Source organism: Winslowiella toletana, assembly GCF_032164335.1.
GTDB classification, from domain to species: Bacteria; Pseudomonadota; Gammaproteobacteria; order Enterobacterales; family Enterobacteriaceae; genus Erwinia; species Erwinia toletana_A.
Genome location: NZ_CP134152.1, coordinates 2,948,759 through 2,970,257, shown reverse-complemented (window position 1 = coordinate 2,970,257; position 21,499 = coordinate 2,948,759). Strand labels below are relative to the sequence as shown.

Below are 21,499 nucleotides of genomic sequence, written 5' to 3'. Positions count from 1 at the left end.
CCGTTCGATGGATTGTCAGATAATCAATGATGATAAACAGGCGCACCATATTCCGAGGCTCCGCGATTGCGGGGCCTTTTTTATTGCATCGGTAAGAGCACTGGCGGAAGCAACGGCGTAAATGCTCCACTGTGGTAATCAGTGCTCTTAACCGATGCGATTTATCTGCTTGATGGCTGACGTAGTAGTGCTGTTTCAGAAGTTAAAGCCGGAACAATGTTTATATAGGAGGAGCAGATGAACCCACATCATCATCACCTAAATTTGAAGCCTGTAACTTTAGACTCAAAAGTTAAAGGTTTCACACTGTATGTTGAGAGCGATGACACTTGTTTAGCGATAACTGCGCTTGAAAATGCCTTATCAAAGCTTAAATGCGGAGATGCGGCATTTAAAGAAAGGAGTACGATGGTTGGTAACGTAAGGGTAAGTTACAACTATCCCCATCGCCCTCACTGTGCCATGATTGGCCCTTATTGGGATGAATGACTAAGTGACTATCCCACCGATGGTCATTGGTATGAGGTAAAAGAACTTCCAAGCTGACTCTGAGTTGAAAGTATCTCTGGTCGAGAATGCCGGATCGCATCACCGGCCACCACACATTAATTCCAACAGGTCGCCATAGAGCGACCTTTTTCTTTTGCGCCTCCCGAATCACCCTCACTCACTCCTGTTAGCTCGGGACGGCGCACTTTATTTTCTTAAACCCTACACAACAGCCACCCGGAGTAATGGAGGTGGGAGACATGCGTATGCCCTATAAACAAGATTTGATCGCCGCATTGCTGGCTGCAAAAGAGCAGGGCATAGGTGCCGCGCTGGCGTTCCTGATGGCCTATCTGCGCGGGCGCTACAACGGCGGCCAGTTCTGGAAAACGATTATCGATGCTGCTATGTGCGCGATGATCGCCTGGTTCGTCCGTGACCTGCTGGACTTCCTCGGCCTGAGTACAAACCTCGCTTACATCGCCAGTGTGTTTATTGGTTATGTCGGCACTGATTCAATCGGTGCGCTGATCAAACGCGTGGCCGCCAGAAAAGCCGGGGTAGAAGATGCAAATCAGTAACACAGGCATTGCGCTAATCAAGCGTTTCGAGGGCTGCGAACTGAAAGCCTACCAGGACAGCGTTGGCGTGTGGACGATTGGTTACGGCTGGACTCAACCTGTTAACGGTAAGAAAGTGGCCGCTGGCATGGTTATCGACCTTTCAACTGCAGAACGCCTGCTCAAATGTGGCGTAGTTCAGTATGAGAAGGGGGTAAACCAACTGGTTAAGGTGAAAATCACTCAGGGACAGTTTGATGCGCTGGTGAGTTTCGCTTACAACCTTGGCCTGCGTGCGCTGAGCACATCAACCCTGCTTATTAAGCTGAACTCCGGTAATCAGCAAGGAGCGGCTGACGAGTTCGGCAAATGGGTCAATGCTGGAGGAAAGCAGCTGGCAGGACTTGTGAAGCGCCGCGCAGCTGAACGTGAGTTGTTTCTGTCATGATCTGGCTGGCAAATAACTGGCGCAACCTGATTATTGTCGGCCTTATAGCGCTGAGCGTAACCTACTCTGCCTTGTTCGACCATTACCGAACCAAAGCTAAAGAGCAAACCGAGCGTGCTGAGCATGCAGAAGAGCTGGCTGAAGCCCGCCAGAAAACGATAACAAATATGCTGGCACGTCAGCGTGATGTTGCTGCCCTCGATGCCAAATACACAAAGGAGTTAGCAGATGCCAAAGCCAGTATTGACGAACTCCAGTCTGATGTTATTGCTGGTCGTAAGCGGCTGCAGCTCAACGCCACCTGTGCAAAGAGTGGCACCGCCTCCACCGGCAGCGTGGGCGATGCTACCTCCGCCAGACTTAATGACACCGCTGAACGGGATTATTTCACCCTCAGAGGGCGAATCAACACCATCACCGGACAGGTGAACTATCTCCAGCAGTATATCAGAGAGCAATGCCTTAAATAACAGCCTGACTTTGGTCGGGCTTTTTTATATCCGCAGTAAATCACCGCGCATCTCACGCGCATTTAACTCAGAACCTTTCAGGGTGACCCTTGAGGAATTCGGCTGGCTGTCGGATGCCTTCTGAGGGCCGTACTCCTGTGAGACAAGGTTCACCACTAAAAGGAAAGTCCGATGAGTAATATCATTCCGATTCAGTTCGAAGGTCACTCCATGCGTTTTTATAGCGATGGGTGGTTTGATGCCACATCAGCAGCAGATAAATTCGGAAAAGAGCCAGCCCAATGGCTGAGGCTTCCAGAAACTGTCCGCTATCTTCGGGCGCTGGAAGGTAGATATGGGAAAATCACATATGTAAAAACCAGCAGGGCGCGTAAGGATCGCGGAGGCGGTACCTGGCTACATCCGAAGTTGGCCGTCCGATTCGCTCGCTGGCTGTCGGTTGACTTTGAAATCTGGTGTGACGAGCAGATAGACGCGATTATCCATAATGCGGGCTGCCAGTCAGATGATGAGCGAATCAAGGCTATCTTCCTTCTCGACAAGTCTCAGCCATGGGAAAAGCGTTTTAGGGAGCCGTTTTATGCTGCGCTATTTAAAATGTCTGGGTTACCCCGCCATCGCCCTGGCAGGCGTCCGGCACTGTTCGGGATGATAAGCGCTAAGTGGATCTATGGCCCTGTGCTGCCACCTGAAGTTTATGCTGAAGTTAAAAGCAGGCTTGCTGCTGGTGACAAGATACACCAGTACCTTAAACCAGACGCGTTACGGTTGGTAGAGAACCAGATCATAGTGGTGACCGGCATCGCTAATGGTTGTAGCGACTACCGTGACTTCGAAGCACGGTGCATGGCAGCCTTCCCTGTTAAAGGCCAGATGAAACTGCTGTACGCAGCTGCGTGAGGTGACCATGAGCCCATATTCACCAGAAAAATTCCCTATTACGCGTCAGGTATGTGAAGAGTTCGTGATACGGCAGGTCAGTATCCACCGACGCCCAGTTTATAGATCAGCCTATGGGGACATATTGATAGATGCTGACTGCCTTGCATCAATGCTCACATCCTACTTTATGGCTGATGATATGGATGCGGGTCAGGTAGAGCGGAAATTTTTCCAGATGCTCGACATATACAACCTGAATAAGCCTGAATACTTCGCCACCATCGGCAGGTATGAGGGGCTGAATAAGCCAGCAGTGGAAGAATTAACGGAAATTCTGGACTACTTCGCATCCAAAGTTGCAGACGGCAGCCTTCCATCAAATTGAGAGCCACTTTCACAACGGCTCTTACTGAATCCTCCGACAAGGATAAGGCCAGCCACGCTGAGAAACGCCGCGAAGTCTGACTAATACAGAATCACCACACCCTTAAGGATTGACTATGGCTAATCCAAAAATCAGCAGCTACGAAATCACAGTATTCTCTGAAGAGTCCAGCTGGAATCACCTTACCCATAAACAACCAGAAATGGGGAATGGCTTGCTGGTCATCGGCGAAGATGATGGCACAGATGCTGTTTACTTCGTCTCCAATCTCATCGGTTATCACGTAACACCAATCTACGAGAAATGAAATGGCAAAGCTCACCGACAAACAAGAGCTGTTTGCCCGTGAGTTCGTAAAAGACCTCAATGCCACACAGGCAGTAATACGGGCAGGGTTCAGCGAGAAGTCCGCCCGCAACCAAGCGCACCGCCTGATGACAAATGATGACATCCTGGCTCGAATTGCGGAGCTTAAGCAGGACAGGAATAACCAGGTAGGAATTGACGCTGCTTATGTGCTTCGCCGCCTGGTTGAGATTGACCAGATGGACGTGCTCGACATCCTGCTTGCTAATGGCGAGCTCAAGCCGATTAAGGATTGGCCTAAAACTTGGCGCACCACCCTTTCGGGCATGGACGTTACAGAGATGGCAGGTGATGCTGCTGGCCTGCTCAAGAAAATCAAATGGCCGGACAAGGTGAAAAACCTTGAGCTGCTTGGCAAGCACGTAAACGTTATGGCATTCAAAGAACAGGCAACACACGAACACACAGGCAAGAACGGCGGTCCGATTGAAGTGGCAACACTGACCAAAGACGAATACAAAGCTGCACGGCGGGAGATGTTGGAGGATGACGACTGCTGAGCAGAAGAATTATGCCCGCCGGTTAGAGTGCGAAGAGGATGGGCTGTATTACGCTCGCTACTTCTTTAAGCAACGCACCGGCGGCAAGATGATTGTCGCACCGCACCATAAGGTCATTCAGCAAACGCTCGACCGCGTAATCAGCGGAGAAATAACCCGCTTGATAATCAACGTTCCCCCGGGCTATACCAAAACTGAGTTGGCGACCATCAATATGATGGGCAGAGGGCTGACGCTGAATAAACGTGCCCGCTTTATGCACCTTTCGTACTCACACAATCTGGCACTGCTTAACTCATCAACCGCACGTGGCATGATTAGGTCGAAAGCCTATCAGTCGATGTGGCCGATGGATTTGCGAGATGACGCTGACAGCAAGGCTATGTGGTGGAACGAGTTCGGCGGCGGGGTGTACGCATCATCTGCCGCCGGCCAGGTTACGGGGTTTCGTGCTGGGCACATGGAGCCGGGCTGGCAGGGCGCATTGATTATCGATGATCCCGTAAAGCCTGATGACGCATACAGTGAAACTGTTCGAGACGGCGTTAACAACCGTTTCAACGAAACCATTAAATCACGCCTGGCGATTGAAACTACGCCGATGATAGTGATTATGCAGCGCATCCACTATCACGATCTGAGCGGATATCTATTGCGGGGTGGCAGCGGCGAGAAGTGGCACCACCTGAATCTTCCTGTGCTGATTGATAACAGCCAGAGCTATTCCGAACAGTACCCAGATAACACACACGCCATACCCGTTGACCATGGCCTTCCTGATGGATGGCTGTGGCCGTTCAAGCATAACGAATCCCACCGAGTATCGCTGTTCTCGCATCGCCGAACCGCTGAAGCGCAGTACATGCAGAAGCCTCGGCGTTTTAATGCTGAAGGTGCTCTTTGGACTGAGTTGATGATTAACGCTGCGCACGTGACTCGCCACGATGAGGAGCCTTCACGCTGTGTTGTTGCGATTGACCCTCAGGCAACAAACAGTGACGAGAGTGATGAGACCGGAATAGTTGCTGCATCCTCTTACCGTGGTGGCAAAGACCGGATCTATACGGTAGATGGGGATTACAGCGGTAAGTTCAGCCCCAATGGCTGGGCAAAAAAGGCGATGGATGCCTACAAAAACCATGATGCTGATGCGATTGTGATCGAGACAAATCAGGGCGGCGACATGGCAGAGGAAACGCTACGCAACGCCGGATTTAACGGTCGAATAATTCGTGTGCATGCAAGTAAGGGAAAGTATGCCCGCGCCGAGCCAATCTCTGCGCTTTACGAGCAGGGTAAGGTCTCCCACAGTGGGAATCTTTACATCCTTGAAAATCAGCTCATGGAATACATCCCCGCGACTGCTAAGAAATCCCCCGACCGCCTGGACGCAATGGTTTACGCGCTGACTGAATTAAGCGGTGGCTCTGGAGGAATTAACATGAATAAAAACCTTGTGGCTGCAGCTCAGGCCAGAAACCAACGCCGGTAACTTATGACAACTAAAACACAACGTCGAAAAGCCCGGCGGGATGCGTCGCGCCCTGGGCGTACGCGCTTCAATCTTTCGCAGGGCTTGAGAGATAAGATTGAGCAGCAGGGATATATACCAACCCTATCGGAAGTTAAAGCTCTGTACGGACCAGCAAAGACACTGGCCGCGCCAGAGGCTGCAATAATTGCAATGGATCACTCGATGGATGTGGGTGGTTCCTACACACTGATTCAGCACGCATTCGAACATGGGCAATATCCAACGCTTGGCCCATCTTTCATGGGATATGCTGCGCTTTCTTCGTTAATGCAGAACGGACTCATTCGGGCGTGCATTGAAACTCTTGCGGACGACATGACGCGGGAGTGGATTGAAATCAGTGCAGTAGATGTGAACGGCAATGGTGACGACAGCGACGAGAAAAAAGCCCTCGACGAAGCGATGATTGACTACGAAGTGCGCGACATTTGCCACACTTCCGCTGAATTTGATGGCTACTTCGGTGGCTGCTTGATTTTCATCGATACCGGAGTGCGTGGAGAGGGCTTAAAAATGCCTTTGGATATCTCCGAGAAGTCTGCAGAACTGAAAGAGTTCAAACGGTTCACTGTTATTGAGCCGATCAATATCTTCCCCGGTAATTATGAATCGACAGACCCTCTGAGCCCTACTTATTTTAAGCCTCAGACGTGGTGGGTTCTCGGTACGGAAGTGCACTGCAGTCGCCTGATTCGGGTATGTGGCAACGAAGTACCGATGATTCTGAAGCCAAATTATAACTTTCTTGGCCTGCCACAGGCACAGATACTCTATGACTACGTCATCCACTTTCAGGATGCTCGGCAAGCTGAATCACGGCTGCTGGAAAAGTTCAGCCTGACCGTGCTGAAAACAGACATGGAGGACATTCTGACGAATCCGAAAGCCACCAGTTCGCTAGACCCTCGTCTGCAATACATGGCGGCTTACCGATCTAATGATGGGGTTCTGGCGATTGATCACAAGATGGAAGATATCGTCAACATCACCACGCCAATATCTGGCGTTACAGATATCGTACGCCAACAACTCGAATTCGTCGTTATGATAAACCGGACTAACGTCGTTAAAACGCTTGGCTTGTCACCTGCAGGGTTTAACACCGGTGACTCTGATATCAAGACGAACAATGACCATACGCTATCCCAGCAGGAAAAGGTGCTTCGTGGGCCACTTCAGAAGATGCTCGACATTCTGCAAATCGTCAAACTCGGTCGCTACGACAAATCAGTCACATTCAAGTTCTCAGGACTAAATGAAGATGATGAGAGCGTAACAGCGACTACACAAAAGACGAAAGCAGACACCGATGCTGTGTTGCTTCAAGAGGGGGTACTGTCTGAGCTTGAGGTGCGCAAGCGCTTATCGGAAGACCCTGACAGCGGTTATTTTGGCATAGATGCTGATGCACTACCGGAGACAGATGATGCCGAAGAGAGTCAAACTCAGAACGGCAGCGGCAACTCGGGCGAACGCTGGTCTCCAGAAGGAGTACGAGAAGAAGCTCAAGTCGTTGGTTGAAGAGATGAGCACTTCCGTAGATTACTGGCTATCCGCCGAGTATAAACGGCAGGAGGCGCGAATAGTTGGCGATGCTTCCCCGGCAAAATTATTGAATAAGAAGTTGCTTTCCGTAATGGCGAGCTGGCGCAAAAAGTTCGACAAAAAAGCTGATGACATAGCGATCTGGTTTGTTCGCAGGGCAGATGCTTATGCCTCACGCTCTGTCAGCAACAAGCTACGAGCCGCTGGCATGACCGTGAACATGCGCATGACCCCGGAAGTGCGGAACGTACTGGACAGTCTCTATGAAACTCAGGTCAATCTGATTAAGTCGATACCTCAACAGTATCTGACACAGGTCAGTACGCTGGTGCAGGAGAGTGTTAGTCGAGGCCGAGATATCAGCTTTCTAAAGGAAGAGCTTCAGAAGCGATATGGCATCACCGAGCGCCGTGCGCGATTTATTGCAGCTGACCAAAATAACAAAGCTTCAAACGAGATATCCCGTCGCAGGATGATTAGCGCAGGCGTTAAAAAAGGAATCGTCAAGCATCGGTCGGGTGGAAGCAAATCATACCGGCACTCTCACGTTAAGGCTGATGGACAGGAATACGATCTCGAGGTGGGATTTTGGGACTCTCATCTCAAAAGATTTGTTCAGCCTGGAGAACTTCCCGGATGTAAATGTGAGTTCAGGCCAGTAATTGAGTAAGCATTTATCTAACAACAAGGTCGCTATGTGCGGCCTTTTTCATTGCCTGAAATGCGAGTTAAACGTGGGAAGAAAAGCCCCAATCCCACCGCCATACAAACCGGAGGATAAGGTTGTGCGGCCCGCACCGCCACCGCCAATTCCGACGAGTTTATGACGATGACAGCCTGGCGATGGCCGTCAGTGCTGCACTGAAGGCGAAAATAAAAGAGAAATAACCATGCCAATCCGAGAAGTAACATTTAAAAGCGGCAGGAGGGGGTTTCGCCGAAACGTGTATGGGAAAATTTATCCCACACGGGAGGAGGCGGAGCTTAGGTCATCTTACGCGCTGGCCTTTGACGAAGCCAGCCGTCGACGAATAGATGAAAACGGTTACCTCCATGTATCGCAGACACACCTCACTAAAGAGCAGGTTGCGCCGTATTACGGACGAGAAATACCAGGATATAAAGACCTGGGGCTTGATCCCGAACGGGTGTATTACGGCTATCGCTCAGCAGCGGAACTGGAAAAGGCTAAAGACACTTTTAACGGTATGCCGCTTCTGATTGTCCACAAACAGGACTCAGCTGGAACGCCACTCAAAGACGAGCGCGTTGGCTCAATTGGCACGACTCCAGTATGGAGTGCGCCATATCTTGACAACTCATTAACTGTAACTGACCAGTCTGCCATTGATGCGATCGCCAGCGGAAAGTTGAAAGAAATCAGCTGCGGGTACTATTTCGAACCGGATTTCACCGCCGGTGAGTTTAACGGCGTTCACTACGATTTCGTGATGCGAAATATCAGAGGGAATCATGTAGCGCTGGTAAAAGAAGGTCGGGCCGGTCCCGATGTCGCAGTTCACGACGCAATGCCGTCAACACTCAGAAAAAAGGTAACCAACAATATGAAACTTACCCGAGCACAGGTGGCGGTGCGTGCAGCCCTGTCTACTTACCTCAAGCCTCGCCTTGCTATGGATGCAGCACATGCTGACCTGACCAAGCTGGTAGGCTCATACAAAAAACCGGCAACATTGGCGAAAGCCGTTGTGCGCAAGTACGGTAATCAGCTGGCACAGGACATGGAAATTGAGCCTGAAGAGCTGGCCGAGCTGATGGAAGCGGTTGAAGAAGAAGTTAAACCGGAAGAAGAGATCAAGGTGGAAGAAGAGACCACATTTGATGATGACAACGTATCCGAGAGCCTGCGAGCAATGCTCGAAGGTAAAGTTCCGGATGAGTTGCTGATTAAGCTGCTTGAATGCCTTGAAGAGCCAATTGGTGATGACGAGCTGACGCCGGAAGAGAAAGAGGCCAAAGAGAAGGCCGAGAAAGAGAAGGCTGAGAAAGAGAAGGCTGCTTCTGAAAAAAGTGGCGCACCGGCGATGGATGCCAATGCCATTAAACTGCAGGCTCGCACTGAAGCGCAGAGCCATTTTCGCAGCCTCAATGAAGCAGGCCGTAAGGTACGTGAACTTATTGGAGAGGTTGATGTAATGGCCTTCGACAGTGCAGAGGATATCTATGGACACGCCCTGAAACAGAAAGGTGTGAAAATTGGACAGTACGAAAAATCCTCATACAAGGGCATGGTCGATATGCTGGCAGCAAACAAGCCTAGCCCGGCTCCAGCCCCAACTTTCGACGCAGCACCGGGCACTCTGCAAGGCCCATTTGCTGGTCTCAACAAAATTAAACTCTAAGGGGGCCTCATGACTCTGCAAAAACAAGTTAATTTGTACTACTCCGGCGCAGTAGTCGGTGACCGGGCATCACATAACCCAGTTGTTTACCTGCCTCGTAATCCACTCGCTGAAGGAGTGGTTTATGTCGGGCGCTTTGTGTTTCAGGGAACTGATCCGGCTAATCAGGTGAAAACATCTGGCACGGTCGTAGCTGGCTTCGTACAGCGTGTCATCAATTATTACAACTACGTTGTCACCTCAAGCGGCACTTTGGGCATCACTGATAAAACACCTGTAACGGTAGCCACTATCGGCGAGTTCTATTCCGCTTATACCGGTGCCGCACCAACCATTGGTCAGAAAGCCTTCGCATCAACAACTGATGGCACTATCAGCTATGCCGATGCTGGTGAGACTGTTGCCGGCTCTATTGAAACCGGATTTGTCGTAAAAGAAGTACGCTCTGCTGATGGACTGGTTTTTATTTCCAACTGGAATCCCGCCGCTTAATCACTGAATAAAATCCGCATGTGAAAAACACTGGAATAAGCCGGTGGAATTCTTCACGTGCGGATGGAGAGAAAATTAAATGCCAAACCCAACTTTTGCACAGGCGCGCGCCTACGGTTTTGACTTTGGTCGAAATGCCCGCGAGTGGATCACGCCTGAGAACATGCCGCATATCGTCAATGACGCCGCGCTAATCACCACGCCAAACTCTACCATTCCGGCTGAGCTATTGGCTTATATCGACCCGACTGTAATCGAAATTCTGACCGCGCCACGAAATGCCCGCGAACTGTTCAATGAGGAAAAGCGCGGTGACTGGACCACACCTTATTTTAAATGGCGTGCAGATGAAATCACCGGGAACACTGCTGCTTATTCTGACTTCGGTCAGTTCGGTGTATCAGGCTTCAACTCAGAGTGGCACACGCGCGAGCAATACCGGTTCCAGACCATTATTGAGTACGGAGATTTGGAGCAGGATATGGCCTCGCAGGTGAAAATTAACCTCGCCGCGAGCAAGCAGCGCTCAGCAGCGACAACAATCGACATCGATGCAAACAAGTTCTATCTGCTCGGCGTTGCTGGCAAAGAGATTTATGGCGTGCTGAACGATCCAAATCTGCCAGCGTCAACCACTCCAATTTCAGTGGACGGCGTTACAGCCTGGTCATCCAAAGATGCTATTGCCCGATACAATGACGTTATCAAGCTGTTTACTCAGCTGGTAACTCAGTTGAGCGGCCTGGTTGATGAGAAGTCACGCCTGAAGCTGGCGACCTCTCCAGCTCTGCGCACTTTACTGGCTGAGCCAACGCAACTTGGCGTGACAGTAATGTCCATGCTGAAGGAGTACTTCCCCAACCTCGAGTTTGTTTCATTGCCGCAATTGGGAGCAGCTCATGCTCCAGCAGCATCAGAGACGATGATGATGATTGCGCCTGAGGTTCTCGGTAACGAAACTGGCCTGCTCGGTTTTGGTGAGAAAATCCGTATGGGTCGCATTATTCCGTCACTTTCCTCCTTTGCGCAAAAGGTTACAGGTACTACTTACGGTGGAGTTATCCGGGTTCCTGCTGCCGTAGCACAAATGACCGGCATGGTGTAATTCATGGCCCGGCCGCGTAAAAATACAGCCTCCGAGGAGGCTGCTTATTCACCTCAGGAAACAACTATGTCTGACTCTGTTTACGTTCGTCTGAAGCATCCGCACGGTATCGTTTTTGATATTTCTAAGGGTCGCAAAGTTGCCTTGGTAGGCAGCGACTTCCATCTTATCGGCCTCGAAAAGGGCGTTCTGACCAGTGGTTTTGGATGCACTGTCGTACCGGCTGATGAATGGGAGGAAGTGCTGTCTCTCTATGGAAAAATGCCACAGTTCTCAAATGGTACGCTGGTCTATGCAGGCGATAACGCCAGCGCTGATGATATGGCGACTGATTCCAGGGGAGTAAAACACGGACTTGAGCCGGTTGATGTAAAAAATGACAAGACGATCAAAACCACAGAGGCTTCAACCAGCGAGGGCTGATGATGGCGATAGTTGTTTTTAATAGCGACGAGTTCCTGTCTGTCTACCCTCGATTCTCCGGTGATCTTACTCCTGCCCAGCTCGAAAATGCTTTCGATACAGCCTGCCTGATGCTCGATAACACAGTCGACTCGATAGTGCCCTACGAGCCGGATAAAGGAATCAAGGATCGGAAAACATTGCTTTATATGCTGACTTGCCACCTTGCAACGGTGGCTTTGTGGGGTGGTGGACAGGCAGGCCCAGTGTCAGGCGCATCTGAAGGTTCCGTAAGCGTTTCTTTCGCCGTGCCGGATGTGGCAACCGCATCCTGGTTTAAATCTACCCCCTGTGGCGCTTCTTACTGGCAGTCGACGAGAAAATATGTTGTGGGTGGTCGGTATATCGCTCAGAAATATCATCACCCTTGGGGGTAAGTAATGTCAAAGATATCAGGTGGAGACAAGCTCGAAGCTGCACTGGCAAGCATTGGTGAGCGTATGAAGCTTCAGATGAATGTCGGCATCCTGGCGGGGGCGACCAACTCAGAAAATAATGAGCTGATTGCACCTTATGCCGCCGCCAATGAATTTGGCACGCGCGATATCCCGGCGCGGCCATTTATGAGAAACACGGTCGCGGATAAGTCAGGCGAGTGGGCCGATACCCTTGGAAAACTTATCAGCAGGAAACCTGCGACGCCCGAAGGCATTAACAGCGCCTTTAGCGTACTCGGTGAGGTAATGGTGCAGGATATCCGGGACACCATTGAAAAAATTGTTCCCCCACCGAACGCTGAACACACGGTTGAACTGAAAACCAAAAAAGGACGCGCTAACCCCACGCAAACGCTGGTTGATTCCGGAAGCATGCAAAAGGCCGTGAACTTCGAAATTATCACCGGAGAGCAAGAATGAACCTGCATCAGATAGCGTCCGGGGCCATTGGTAGCGTCAATCCGTTCATAAATGCTGTTGTCCGGGTGTACGCCGGTGAGACAGAAACCCCATCGGGTCGTGTTGAACCTACATACACGGATGTTTCGGTGAGCGGACAGTTGCAGCCTTTAAGTTGGCGCGACCTGCAACATCTGGATGGCCTGAATATTACCGGCGTTGAAAAGAAATTCTACGTCAACGGTAATTTCAGTGCTATCAACCGCCCCGGGCGCTCAGGTGGAGACTTGTTAATCATTGGTGAGCAGGTGTGGATGATCCCGACTGTTATCGAGCTGTGGCCTGACTGGTGTTCACTTGCTCTCCGCTTACAGGAGGGATAATGACAGCAACAGTCACTCCGCTTATGGATGGGCTTTTTTATTCGCTTCGGGACTTTCTCACCTCTCATGTAGCAGTAACCTCCTGCCGACAGGCACAGCAGAACAGAACCGCCATGGCGACAGGAAATTTTATTGTCATGACCCCGCTCGGCGTGGATGGCCTGTCCACAAACGCCGTGTCGTATCAGTTTGAGCCCGATAGCGACATCAGTACAGAAACACACAGGCGAACAGCCGTATGGCGATGCCAGCTGGATTTCTATGGAGATTCAGCTCAGGAGTTCGCAAACATCATCTCAACGATATACCGCACGGATTATACCTGTGAATGGTTCAGGCGGAGCTCCGCTGAAAGAAACCTGCCGCTGATAACTCCAGTTTTTGCCACGGACACTAAACAAATGACGATGATCAACGGAGAAGCACAGTGGGAAAACCGCTGGACGTGCGACGTGCACTCACAAATTCCTGCCGCTGTCGTTGTTCCTCAACAATTCATGACAAATGCAAGCGTCAGCGCGAATTCAGTTGATGCCAACTTTCCACCGGAGAATGTCTAAATGGCGATTCCTCTTTCCCAAATCGTTAAAATCCTTCCTGGCGTATTGTCGCCAAGCGGATCTGCGCTCGACCTGAGCGGGCTCATTCTAACTGAAAATGAGCATGCACCATTAGGCACTGTACTGACGTTTAATGCGCCAGAAGATGTCTCTGCATATTTCGGCAGTGCATCAACAGAGTCCGCAATGGCAACAATCTATTTTAAGGGATATAAAAATTCATCCCGCACTCCAGGCGCAATTTTGTTTTCGCGCTTCAATGCTGATTCTGCTGCAGCATGGCTGCGCTCTGGGTCAATGGTCGGCATGACTCTTGATCAGTTAAAGCTGTTATCCGGAATGTTAACTCTGACGGTTGACGGCACTTCACATACTTCTGCAGATATTGATTTGAGCTCGGCGACCAGTTTTGCACAGGCTGCTGATTTGATTGAAGCCAGCATCGGATCAAGTGTCACCGTCGAATACGATACGACGCAAAAGGCCTTTGTCATCACTTCTGCTACAGCGGGGGAGTCAAGCTCTGTCTCGTATGCAACCGGCACATTGTCATCCGAGCTAAAACTAACGGCCTCCTCTGGCGCGGTTATCTCACAAGGTGCAGCACCAGCAGTAGTTGCTGATGCCATGGCGAGCATAGTAAATAATGTTCAGAACTGGGCTGGTTTCTCTACGGCTTTTGAGCCAGATAATAGTCAGGCGCTAGCCTTTTCCGAGTGGACAAACAATCAATCGAACCGATTTATTTATGTCCCTTTCACTCAGGAAGGCGCAGCAGTTGTGGCAGGCTCAACAGAAACTATGACCTTCGACATTATCAAAACCTATGGATACGCTGGCGTGTCTCCGGTTTATGGGGGAGCCGCGCACGCAGCAAGCGTTCTTGGATTCATTTCCAGCCTCAATTTCAATCAGCTGAACGGTCGTCGCTCACTGGCTTTCCGGGTGCTTGATGGGCTTTTGCCAACCGCAAGAAATGCTGCAGATTCAACTGCACTTATAGCCAATGGATATAACTTCTATGGCAATTATGCTGAGAATGCTTTCTCTACCAACCAATGGCGTCCTGGCTCTATCACAGGTGACTACAAATGGCTGGATGCTTACGCCGGTCAGATATGGCTAAACGCAAACCTGCAGAAAGATGTCATTACTCTGTTCCAGTCTGAAACTTACATTCCATATGCCTCTGCAGGCCGGGCTGCAATTGAGGGATGTATGACATCAACAATTGAGCAGTTTAAAGCATGGGGTGGCATCAGCGCCGGCACTGAGTTGGACGATAATCAAATTATCTCCATCAAAAATGCCACTGGCATCGACCCTACAGAAACTCTGCGCTCAGCTGGCTACTATTTGTATATCGGGCCCTTCACAGCAGCTATGCGCGCCGCCCGCACGTCACCGGAAGTTTACCTCTGGTACACCGATGGCGGATTTATCCAGCAACTCACCCTGAACAGTATTGAGGTCGCCTGATGGCTAATTCACTAACCAGCGCAGACTGCATTATTAACATTTCAGTTGTGAACCTTTACCCATCAGGTTTCCGACTGGAGCAGTTCGAAGCGCAGAACATATTTGATATGGGCGACACTGTTATTGCCGAAACCGTCCGTACCGCCGACAACAAGCTGACTGGTGGTTGGGTGGCTGGTGACTTACCTTGGACGTTCCATATTCTGCCTGATTCCCCAAGTCGTAGCAGGATTGACACCTGGTATCAAACCCAGCGAACGACTAAATCATTGTTCCGCTGCAACGGAACCATTTATCTCCCATCGCTCGGGCGTAAATTTGTGCTGACCAACGGCATTTTCAAATCATGGAAAGCAATTCCCTCTGCTGCTCGTATTCTTCAGCCAATGGCTGGTCTTATTGAGTGGGAAGATATCGTTGGTTCGGACTATAACCCTGCATAAGAGGCATAAATGGCACGCAAAGAGAAAATCTTCACTGTCACGGCAAACGGTCGCGATAAAGGTAAGCAGTTTAAGATTACAGAAATGGCCGCGCGGGCAGGTGAAGAGTGGGCATTCCGTGTTGCAAGCGCACTGATTGGAACTGGTATTCAGATCCCCTCCAACATAACAAAATCTCTGGTTGCTATGTCTGCCGAAAAGCCGGAGGGGGCTGATGAAGCTACTTTGGCTCTGCACGACTCAATCATGGGATCTGGTATGGTTGCCTTAGCCAAGTTCGGTATTACCGCGCTCGCTAAAGTTCCGTTTGATTACTCAAAGCCGTTAATGGATGAGTTGCTTTCCTGCGTGGAGTATGTCGCCAGCCCTGGCGTTGTGATTCCCCTCGATGATTCCCATATCGAGGAGTCCAGTACGTATTTTCGCCTGAAGGTCGAAACTTTCAAACTTCACGTGGCTTTCTTGCAGGCCACCGCAGATTAGACCTGTCTGTTCAGCTCCCTGAAGAAGTAAGAGGCCTGGCTCAGTATGAAAATATGCCGCGCACTATTGCCTCCGTTGTCTCAGGGAAGCTGGCCACACTGCATGAGCTGGACACGGTTTACAGCGTGCAGGATATGTGGTGGCTAATTGAGATACAGACTGTGGATAATCACAATAAATCAGTAGTGGGGGAATCCTGATGTCCGGGACTGTAATTGACGCCTTGATGATCACTCTTGGGCTGGATGCCAGTGACTACGAGAAGAAAAGAAAGGAGGTCATCGAAGGATTTAAGGAATCCCGCGAAGATGCATCCAAAACCGCCAAGGAAATGGAAGCTCAGGGAAAAAAGGCAGCAAGCTTTTTCTCTGGAATAAAGAACGAGTTACTCGCTCTTGTCGGAGTTAGCCTTACTTTTGGTGGTGTCACGTCACTTGTTAAAAATACAACAAGCGATCTGCAGCAGCTTTCGGTGCAATCAAAAGCGCTGGGAATGTCAGCCAGAGAGCTTGACGGATGGTCGAGGTCTGCTGAGGCTGTAGGTTCAAGCGCTGGGAAGATATCACAGACGCTCTTCAACATCAGAGATGCAGCATTAGCTCTTAATAGTGGGGATGCCTCAAATCCGTTATACGGGGTTATGGCAATGCTTAGCGGAGATACAGGTGTAACCTTTGACCCTACGAGAGACTCTGCTGATGAAATGATGAGGAAGTTTTCCGAGGCGTTGCAGAAGGAATACAACCCAGATCGCGCGCAGTACATTGGTAATAAAATTACCGGGAACGACGCCGCACTGTATCAGGCGATGCGAAGTGGGGAGCTTCCGAAGCTTGCTACGCAGTATAAAAACTCATCTCAAATAACCAATGAGTCACTCACTGCAGCTGCTGAGTTTACGAAGGCGTGGACAGATCTTGGTCAGAATTTTGACAACCTCAAAAACAAATTATACACCAGCCTCATACCAACTATTCGCACGCTAAATGGATTAATCAAAGAGTGGAGTAAAAATGCATCTGATTCATCACCATTCTGGAAGTCCTTCAAGCAAGACATAAAGGACATAACAGGAACTGAATTGGGGCAATGGACTCTGGCAGATGACATCAAAAATCTGATGTCTAATTTCAAGCAGCTTGGCAGTACGATTGACCATCTTGTGAATGCACTGAACGCTCTGAACAATGGTGACTTTGTCACTGCTGGCTCGGAATTCAAGAAGGCCTGGCACGGAACTGAAGATGGTAAGCCGTCTGGAAAGGATGCGTTACCGGGTATAACCAAGAGCGCGGCTGATGCACGGAAAGATAGCGTCTACGAAAAACTCAATGACACGCTCAACTACTATCTGCCAAGTTTTCTGGGAGGCATGTCTGATGAAGCAAAGGGGCAGATTCAATCATCACTACAGAAAAATGCAGGTTCTGAAGGATTAATTCCAGACTCATCAGCAGGATACTTAAGCCCTCAGCAGCAAGCTACGCGCGCAATGCTGGACTCCGCTAGATTTACACCCTCTCCAGAGCAGAGAAAACAACAACAGGATGAAAGGTCCTACTGGGAAACATCAAAAACGCTGTTGTCGACCATCGCAAGCGCTCTGGTGCCATCAGCTAATGCGGATGTCGGTTATCAACCGAATGTTCCGCTAAACCCTCTTTCAGCGAAGCTCGGTGAAAAGGGTAAAGCCCTACTCGGGGCGATGTCAGGTGAGTTCGGGCAACTGGAAGCCAAGTATGGATTGCCAGTTGGGGTTCTCAACGCCATAGCGTCGGTTGAGTCTGGAGGTAATCCCCAGGCTGAATCAAAAGCGGGCGCAAAGGGCTTGTTTCAGTTAATGCCGGGTACAGCGAAAGACCTCGGTCTAAGTGGAGATGACGTATTTAATCCGAGCAAGTCAGCTGAGGCCGGAGCTAAGTATCTTCGCTGGCTTATGGATCAGACTGGTGGCGACATTGAATCCGCGCTGGCAGCATACAATTGGGGAATTGGAAACGTTAAAAATAAAGGCCTGTCCAATGCCCCTCTCGAAACCCGAAATTATGTGCCTGCTGTAATGTCAGGATTCCGCCCCGGCGCAGGAATGGCTGTAGATAACGTGAGAGAGCAGCCCCATGGAGGCGCAGCGGGAAATCAATACTACATATCTGATGTGAAGTTGAATTCATCCCCGCAATCGGTGGACAGGCTCGCAACAGACATAGCATCCAAAGCAGAAAACAGGGTCAGAGTCATTGCATTCAACTCGGGGCAATCAAATTAACGCGGAGGGCTTCTCCTATGGCTTTTTCCCTGAATGAGGCCACGCTACTGTCGGCAATAAACTCCGGCAGTATCTTCTCAATCATTAATAGCACGCTATCCCCATCATGGGGGATAACATACAGAACTATAGATCCAGCAATATCTCTGGCTGCATTTTCAGGGCAGGGGCCTGCCCCGGGTTACGTTCAATCATTAAATGTCGGTGATAAGGTTTTCATACCTTCTGGCTGGGTATCGGTAGAGCCTTACGGAGAAGGAGTAGTTGTCAATTCCCCGATAGAAAAGGGGAGTTACTCGTCATATAACAAGGTTCGCCGGCCAAACGAACTGAGGGTTGTTTTTGTCTTGCAAGGATGGACGGCCTTCAGTGGTTCGGTGCCCAACGTCACGGAGTTCTCAACGTTAAGTCGTACAGAACTTCTTCGGATTCTCGAGCGGATGAAGAACACCGCCAGTACTTATAACATCGAGACGCCTGACCAGGTTTATGAAGGTTATGATCTGGTTCATTACGACTATTACGTTGGCGCACAGAAAGGGCAGACGCTCCTTACGGTCAACGCTACCTTCCAGCAGGTAATGGATATAGGCGAAGTAGTTATATCCAGCTCAGTCTCACAGAGTCAGCCAACGAGCAACGGCAACTCCAGCCAGCAAAGCGCGGTCTCTACAGATACAACCCAGGCTTTTGCAAAGCCGGTGACACTTGATGAAGTTAAAAATGCATGGGACAGCGGTAATGGTTCGCTCTCTAAAGCTTTAGCAACCAGCGGTTCTGGAATAGTTTCCGGCATCAATTCAGCTGCGGACTCCGCTTCTAAAGTCTGGACGCAGACCAGCACCGCCGTAGCAACTCAAATTCAGAACGGTGTAAATAAATTTGTGAGAGAGGTGGTGATGTAATGCAAGAAATATCACTGCAACCAAGCAAATCGCAGAAAGTTAACGTTACGCTTGCTGGGCAATCATGTTCTATGAAGCTGCATCAGCGATCGACAGGTTTTTATATGGATTTGTATGTTGGCGACAAGGCCATCATGCAAGGTGTAATTTGTTTGAACAGCACCAGAATGGTTCGATACGCTTATCTTGGATTTGTCGGTGACCTCGTGTTTATCGACAGCAAAGGCAGCCTGGATCCCTCGTATGACGAAATCGGCACACGATTTAAACTCTATTATCTGACTGCGGAAGAACTGAAATTACCAAGATGAGTTGGAAAAAATAGCAAGTCTAAGTGGTGAAAATCAGGCAAAAGCAGCTGGAGAGATCAAAAGGGCATTGATTAACATTGCCATTAAACTCCATACTTTTTTTTGGTTGACGCTAATCTCGGAGCAATCAACATATTCCTTTGCAGGATAGGTATCTGTCCTGAAGTATGATCTGCACAGAGGACCAGATGACATATCGAAAACGCGAACTTGAGGTGGAATTCACGCTCAGTGAAGGAACTTTCGACCAGGCGCAAGGTAACATATTGACCTTGAGAAACATGAAGTGTGAAGTCTCAATCTCTGCTTTTGGTGGTGTTACCGGCACTACGATGGAGATGTCACTGTGGGGATTATCTCTTGATCACATGGCCAAGCTTACAGTTAAGGCTCAAAGGTATATAGGACAAAAACAGAACCTAGTTAAGCTAAAGGCTAATGGGGAGACGATTTTTCTAGGAACGATTGTTGCCTCAAGGATAAACCTTAACCAGATGCCTGATGCTCCAATTGAAATAACAGCTAATGTTCTGGGATATGAAAGGATTCTTCCATGTTCAGATACCGTGGTAAGAGGCGTGGCAGATGTGGGTAGCCTCGTCATGGCTATATGCAATAAGGTCGGGTTGTCCTTTGTTAATGTAGATGTAAACAAAAGAGAGCTTAATCCTCATTACCCAGGGAATGCCATAAAGCAGATCACAGACATTGCAGCTAATCATAAATTCAACTTCGAGGTGGATATCGGTGTTGCAACCATCTATACCGGCAAGGACCCGATAGATGGCGTGGTGCCATTTGTCTCTCCATCTCGCGGATTAATTGGATATCCGATTTTTTACGATCAGGGAATTTTGTTCAGATGTTTATATTCAAGCTCAATAAAAGTTGGAAGAAAGCTGATACTTGACACCTCTTTGCCTAATGGATCAGGCGAATACATCATCCTGGCTGGAACAACACATTACCTTTCTAGCATGGTTGAAGGCGGCCCGTGGGAAACATCGGTGGTCGCTCAACCCCTTAACTACATGTAGGGTTAGAAATGCCAAAATCAAATCAGACGTCCGCCGATGTATCCTGCGAAGGTAATGCCCTGGGGTTTGCTCTCCGTAATCTTATAGGCGGATACTCGTTCATCGACATCGTCAGAGTAGAAGAGGTAACTGGTAACACCTTAACAGTAAAGCCACTTCTCAGTGCTCTAACAATGGATGATGAGGCGATGGAGAGGGGCGTGATATATGACGTTCCATACCTACAACTAAGAAGGGGCGACAGCGCTGTTATCATGGACCCGGTTGTAGGTGATTTGGGACTGGTTGCAGTATGCGATAAGGACATCACCAACATTAAAAGAACAAAATCAGAATCAGTGCCAGATAACTTTCGCACACACTCATGTTCGGATGCGGTATATCTTACGGGCATTGCGTCATTAAATTCAGACCCAACGCAATACATACATTTCCATGATGCCGGGATAGATATCCTCAGCCCGTTAGATGTAAACGTTAACGGGAAAGTCGTAACAGTAAATGCCCAGGAAAAGATATCCCTTAACGGCCCACAAATCGAGCTCAACGGAAACCTTGTGCAGGGAGGGGGTGAGTTTGGAGGTTCTGCATTGTTTGCAAACGGAGCAATCACCCCGGAAGACTTCATGGCTGGAAATATCTCACTGAAAAACCATCGCACACCAAATATTCAGCGAGGAGATGACACCTCTGATACCCCGGTAGCTTAAATTGCGTGCAATTAGCTTGATGCGGAATGATAATCGAATGATGAAAATCGGAGGAATGATGAAATTGTATGTAGCAATATTGATAGCAATGTCACTGCCAATTGCAGCCATGGCAGATCAAGACAGCAGGAGTGAGTTTCTTAGGGACAGCATAGCTATCGCAGAGAAAAGCTGCGACAACCAAACTAAATTTGACTACTTAACTGCAAATGCAGCGCTGGCGGGGAAAATGGGTGGGGGGATTAGGGAGCAAGCTGTTTTGGTGGCAGAAAAAATAGTATCTATGATTGGGGCTGATAAATCAGGCGCAGCGGCTATCACTGATAAAAGGATTGATTTCTTTAAGAACAACATTCCTATGGCGAAGTATATAGTTATACCTGGAGTTTCAGGGCAGCGATACCAAGACTGCTTCGACAAGAGCGTCAGAGAGTTAAATGAAGCCGTTAACCCCTGAAAAGTTAAGGACATCTGGAGTGGGATCT

At 49.4% G+C, this 21,499-nt stretch carries 28 protein-coding genes; all 28 read left to right on the top strand.

Annotated elements, in window-relative coordinates:
• Positions 1-237: 237 nt before the first annotated feature.
• Positions 238-489 carry a hypothetical protein gene (locus tag RIN69_RS13920; protein ID WP_313852517.1) on the top strand — a complete coding sequence of 84 codons (252 nt, stop codon included), beginning with the start codon at positions 238-240 and terminating at the stop codon, positions 487-489.
• Between the two features lie 260 nt (positions 490-749).
• Entirely contained in the window at positions 750-1,070 is a 321-nt protein-coding gene (locus RIN69_RS13915) for a phage holin, lambda family (protein ID WP_313852516.1), read from the top strand.
• On the top strand, positions 1,057-1,497 hold the full coding sequence (locus tag RIN69_RS13910) for a lysozyme (RefSeq protein WP_313852515.1): 441 nt from the start codon (positions 1,057-1,059) through the stop codon (positions 1,495-1,497). The genes RIN69_RS13915 and RIN69_RS13910 overlap by 14 nt, the downstream gene beginning before the upstream one ends.
• Positions 1,494-1,967, top strand: a complete 474-nt coding sequence (locus tag RIN69_RS13905; protein ID WP_313852514.1) for a lysis protein — start codon at positions 1,494-1,496, stop codon at positions 1,965-1,967. The genes RIN69_RS13910 and RIN69_RS13905 overlap by 4 nt, the downstream gene beginning before the upstream one ends.
• Before the next feature lie 171 nt (positions 1,968-2,138).
• Positions 2,139-2,867: a KilA-N domain-containing protein gene (locus tag RIN69_RS13900; protein ID WP_313852513.1), complete on the top strand. Its 729-nt coding sequence runs from the start codon at positions 2,139-2,141 to the stop codon at positions 2,865-2,867.
• A gap of 7 nt (positions 2,868-2,874) precedes the next feature.
• Entirely contained in the window at positions 2,875-3,234 is a 360-nt protein-coding gene (locus RIN69_RS13895; RefSeq protein ID WP_313852512.1) for a hypothetical protein, read from the top strand.
• Positions 3,235-3,349: 115 nt separating this feature from the next.
• Positions 3,350-3,541 carry a hypothetical protein gene (locus tag RIN69_RS13890; RefSeq protein WP_313852511.1) on the top strand — a complete coding sequence of 64 codons (192 nt, stop codon included), beginning with the start codon at positions 3,350-3,352 and terminating at the stop codon, positions 3,539-3,541.
• A gap of 1 nt (position 3,542) precedes the next feature.
• Positions 3,543-4,100 (top strand): terminase small subunit, encoded by a 558-nt coding sequence (locus RIN69_RS13885; protein WP_313852510.1) that lies wholly within the window; start codon positions 3,543-3,545, stop codon positions 4,098-4,100.
• Positions 4,087-5,592 (top strand): phage terminase large subunit family protein, encoded by a 1,506-nt coding sequence (locus RIN69_RS13880; protein ID WP_313852509.1) that lies wholly within the window; start codon positions 4,087-4,089, stop codon positions 5,590-5,592. The genes RIN69_RS13885 and RIN69_RS13880 overlap by 14 nt, the downstream gene beginning before the upstream one ends.
• Before the next feature lie 3 nt (positions 5,593-5,595).
• A complete protein-coding gene (locus RIN69_RS13875) occupies positions 5,596-7,155 on the top strand; it encodes a DUF1073 domain-containing protein (protein ID WP_313852507.1) in 1,560 nt (519 codons plus the stop codon).
• Positions 7,148-7,849 carry a phage head morphogenesis protein gene (locus RIN69_RS13870; protein ID WP_313852506.1) on the top strand — a complete coding sequence of 234 codons (702 nt, stop codon included), beginning with the start codon at positions 7,148-7,150 and terminating at the stop codon, positions 7,847-7,849. The genes RIN69_RS13875 and RIN69_RS13870 overlap by 8 nt, the downstream gene beginning before the upstream one ends.
• A gap of 220 nt (positions 7,850-8,069) precedes the next feature.
• On the top strand, positions 8,070-9,542 hold the full coding sequence (locus RIN69_RS13865) for a DUF2213 domain-containing protein (RefSeq protein ID WP_313852503.1): 1,473 nt from the start codon (positions 8,070-8,072) through the stop codon (positions 9,540-9,542).
• Between the two features lie 9 nt (positions 9,543-9,551).
• Entirely contained in the window at positions 9,552-10,034 is a 483-nt protein-coding gene (locus RIN69_RS13860; protein WP_313852502.1) for a structural cement protein Gp24, read from the top strand.
• Positions 10,035-10,113: 79 nt separating this feature from the next.
• Complete coding sequence (locus RIN69_RS13855; protein WP_313852501.1) at positions 10,114-11,139, top strand: major capsid family protein; 1,026 nt, start codon at positions 10,114-10,116, stop codon at positions 11,137-11,139.
• 66 nt (positions 11,140-11,205) lie between these two features.
• Entirely contained in the window at positions 11,206-11,562 is a 357-nt protein-coding gene (locus RIN69_RS13850; protein WP_313852500.1) for a hypothetical protein, read from the top strand.
• Positions 11,562-11,978 (top strand): DUF4054 domain-containing protein, encoded by a 417-nt coding sequence (locus tag RIN69_RS13845; RefSeq protein ID WP_313852499.1) that lies wholly within the window; start codon positions 11,562-11,564, stop codon positions 11,976-11,978. The genes RIN69_RS13850 and RIN69_RS13845 overlap by 1 nt, the downstream gene beginning before the upstream one ends.
• A 3-nt stretch (positions 11,979-11,981) precedes the next feature.
• Positions 11,982-12,458, top strand: a complete 477-nt coding sequence (locus RIN69_RS13840) for an HK97-gp10 family putative phage morphogenesis protein (RefSeq protein WP_313852498.1) — start codon at positions 11,982-11,984, stop codon at positions 12,456-12,458.
• Positions 12,455-12,820, top strand: a complete 366-nt coding sequence (locus RIN69_RS13835; RefSeq protein ID WP_313852496.1) for a hypothetical protein — start codon at positions 12,455-12,457, stop codon at positions 12,818-12,820. Before RIN69_RS13840 ends, RIN69_RS13835 begins: the two co-directional genes overlap by 4 nt.
• Entirely contained in the window at positions 12,820-13,380 is a 561-nt protein-coding gene (locus RIN69_RS13830; protein ID WP_313852495.1) for a phage neck terminator protein, read from the top strand. Before RIN69_RS13835 ends, RIN69_RS13830 begins: the two co-directional genes overlap by 1 nt.
• Positions 13,381-14,859: a DUF3383 domain-containing protein gene (locus RIN69_RS13825; RefSeq protein ID WP_313852493.1), complete on the top strand. Its 1,479-nt coding sequence runs from the start codon at positions 13,381-13,383 to the stop codon at positions 14,857-14,859.
• Positions 14,859-15,302 (top strand): phage tail fiber protein, encoded by a 444-nt coding sequence (locus RIN69_RS13820; protein ID WP_313852492.1) that lies wholly within the window; start codon positions 14,859-14,861, stop codon positions 15,300-15,302. Before RIN69_RS13825 ends, RIN69_RS13820 begins: the two co-directional genes overlap by 1 nt.
• Before the next feature lie 9 nt (positions 15,303-15,311).
• A complete protein-coding gene (locus RIN69_RS13815; protein ID WP_313852491.1) occupies positions 15,312-15,785 on the top strand; it encodes a hypothetical protein in 474 nt (157 codons plus the stop codon).
• 199 nt (positions 15,786-15,984) lie between these two features.
• Complete coding sequence (locus RIN69_RS13810; RefSeq protein ID WP_313852488.1) at positions 15,985-18,051, top strand: lytic transglycosylase domain-containing protein; 2,067 nt, start codon at positions 15,985-15,987, stop codon at positions 18,049-18,051.
• 17 nt (positions 18,052-18,068) lie between these two features.
• Positions 18,069-18,956 carry a phage baseplate protein gene (locus RIN69_RS13805; RefSeq protein WP_313852487.1) on the top strand — a complete coding sequence of 296 codons (888 nt, stop codon included), beginning with the start codon at positions 18,069-18,071 and terminating at the stop codon, positions 18,954-18,956.
• Positions 18,956-19,267: a phage baseplate plug family protein gene (locus tag RIN69_RS13800; RefSeq protein WP_313852486.1), complete on the top strand. Its 312-nt coding sequence runs from the start codon at positions 18,956-18,958 to the stop codon at positions 19,265-19,267. Before RIN69_RS13805 ends, RIN69_RS13800 begins: the two co-directional genes overlap by 1 nt.
• A gap of 188 nt (positions 19,268-19,455) precedes the next feature.
• Complete coding sequence (locus RIN69_RS13795; RefSeq protein ID WP_313852485.1) at positions 19,456-20,304, top strand: baseplate hub protein; 849 nt, start codon at positions 19,456-19,458, stop codon at positions 20,302-20,304.
• Between the two features lie 8 nt (positions 20,305-20,312).
• Complete coding sequence (locus RIN69_RS13790; protein ID WP_313852484.1) at positions 20,313-21,014, top strand: Gp138 family membrane-puncturing spike protein; 702 nt, start codon at positions 20,313-20,315, stop codon at positions 21,012-21,014.
• Positions 21,015-21,051: 37 nt separating this feature from the next.
• Positions 21,052-21,471, top strand: coding sequence for a hypothetical protein (locus RIN69_RS13785; protein ID WP_313852483.1), 420 nt, complete (start codon positions 21,052-21,054; stop codon positions 21,469-21,471).
• Positions 21,472-21,499 lie beyond the last annotated feature (28 nt).

Bases quoted from the DNA above. Each gene is read 5' to 3' on its own strand.
- RIN69_RS13790 (WP_313852484.1), top strand. From the start codon at position 20,313: ATGCCAAAATCAAATCAGACGTCCGCCGATGTATCCTGCGAAGGTAAT.
- RIN69_RS13905 (WP_313852514.1), top strand. From the start codon at position 1,494: ATGATCTGGCTGGCAAATAACTGGCGCAACCTGATTATTGTCGGCCTT.
- RIN69_RS13795 (WP_313852485.1), top strand. From the start codon at position 19,456: ATGACATATCGAAAACGCGAACTTGAGGTGGAATTCACGCTCAGTGAA.
- RIN69_RS13820 (WP_313852492.1), top strand. From the start codon at position 14,859: ATGGCTAATTCACTAACCAGCGCAGACTGCATTATTAACATTTCAGTT.
- RIN69_RS13915 (WP_313852516.1), top strand. From the start codon at position 750: ATGCGTATGCCCTATAAACAAGATTTGATCGCCGCATTGCTGGCTGCA.
- RIN69_RS13810 (WP_313852488.1), top strand. From the start codon at position 15,985: ATGTCCGGGACTGTAATTGACGCCTTGATGATCACTCTTGGGCTGGAT.
- RIN69_RS13850 (WP_313852500.1), top strand. From the start codon at position 11,206: ATGTCTGACTCTGTTTACGTTCGTCTGAAGCATCCGCACGGTATCGTT.
- RIN69_RS13845 (WP_313852499.1), top strand. From the start codon at position 11,562: ATGATGGCGATAGTTGTTTTTAATAGCGACGAGTTCCTGTCTGTCTAC.
- RIN69_RS13785 (WP_313852483.1), top strand. From the start codon at position 21,052: ATGATGAAAATCGGAGGAATGATGAAATTGTATGTAGCAATATTGATA.
- RIN69_RS13835 (WP_313852496.1), top strand. From the start codon at position 12,455: ATGAACCTGCATCAGATAGCGTCCGGGGCCATTGGTAGCGTCAATCCG.
- RIN69_RS13805 (WP_313852487.1), top strand. From the start codon at position 18,069: ATGGCTTTTTCCCTGAATGAGGCCACGCTACTGTCGGCAATAAACTCC.
- RIN69_RS13865 (WP_313852503.1), top strand. From the start codon at position 8,070: ATGCCAATCCGAGAAGTAACATTTAAAAGCGGCAGGAGGGGGTTTCGC.
- RIN69_RS13830 (WP_313852495.1), top strand. From the start codon at position 12,820: ATGACAGCAACAGTCACTCCGCTTATGGATGGGCTTTTTTATTCGCTT.
- RIN69_RS13900 (WP_313852513.1), top strand. From the start codon at position 2,139: ATGAGTAATATCATTCCGATTCAGTTCGAAGGTCACTCCATGCGTTTT.
- RIN69_RS13920 (WP_313852517.1), top strand. From the start codon at position 238: ATGAACCCACATCATCATCACCTAAATTTGAAGCCTGTAACTTTAGAC.
- RIN69_RS13840 (WP_313852498.1), top strand. From the start codon at position 11,982: ATGTCAAAGATATCAGGTGGAGACAAGCTCGAAGCTGCACTGGCAAGC.
- RIN69_RS13885 (WP_313852510.1), top strand. From the start codon at position 3,543: ATGGCAAAGCTCACCGACAAACAAGAGCTGTTTGCCCGTGAGTTCGTA.
- RIN69_RS13880 (WP_313852509.1), top strand. From the start codon at position 4,087: ATGACGACTGCTGAGCAGAAGAATTATGCCCGCCGGTTAGAGTGCGAA.
- RIN69_RS13855 (WP_313852501.1), top strand. From the start codon at position 10,114: ATGCCAAACCCAACTTTTGCACAGGCGCGCGCCTACGGTTTTGACTTT.
- RIN69_RS13910 (WP_313852515.1), top strand. From the start codon at position 1,057: ATGCAAATCAGTAACACAGGCATTGCGCTAATCAAGCGTTTCGAGGGC.
- RIN69_RS13875 (WP_313852507.1), top strand. From the start codon at position 5,596: ATGACAACTAAAACACAACGTCGAAAAGCCCGGCGGGATGCGTCGCGC.
- RIN69_RS13800 (WP_313852486.1), top strand. From the start codon at position 18,956: ATGCAAGAAATATCACTGCAACCAAGCAAATCGCAGAAAGTTAACGTT.
- RIN69_RS13890 (WP_313852511.1), top strand. From the start codon at position 3,350: ATGGCTAATCCAAAAATCAGCAGCTACGAAATCACAGTATTCTCTGAA.
- RIN69_RS13825 (WP_313852493.1), top strand. From the start codon at position 13,381: ATGGCGATTCCTCTTTCCCAAATCGTTAAAATCCTTCCTGGCGTATTG.
- RIN69_RS13860 (WP_313852502.1), top strand. From the start codon at position 9,552: ATGACTCTGCAAAAACAAGTTAATTTGTACTACTCCGGCGCAGTAGTC.
- RIN69_RS13895 (WP_313852512.1), top strand. From the start codon at position 2,875: ATGAGCCCATATTCACCAGAAAAATTCCCTATTACGCGTCAGGTATGT.
- RIN69_RS13815 (WP_313852491.1), top strand. From the start codon at position 15,312: ATGGCACGCAAAGAGAAAATCTTCACTGTCACGGCAAACGGTCGCGAT.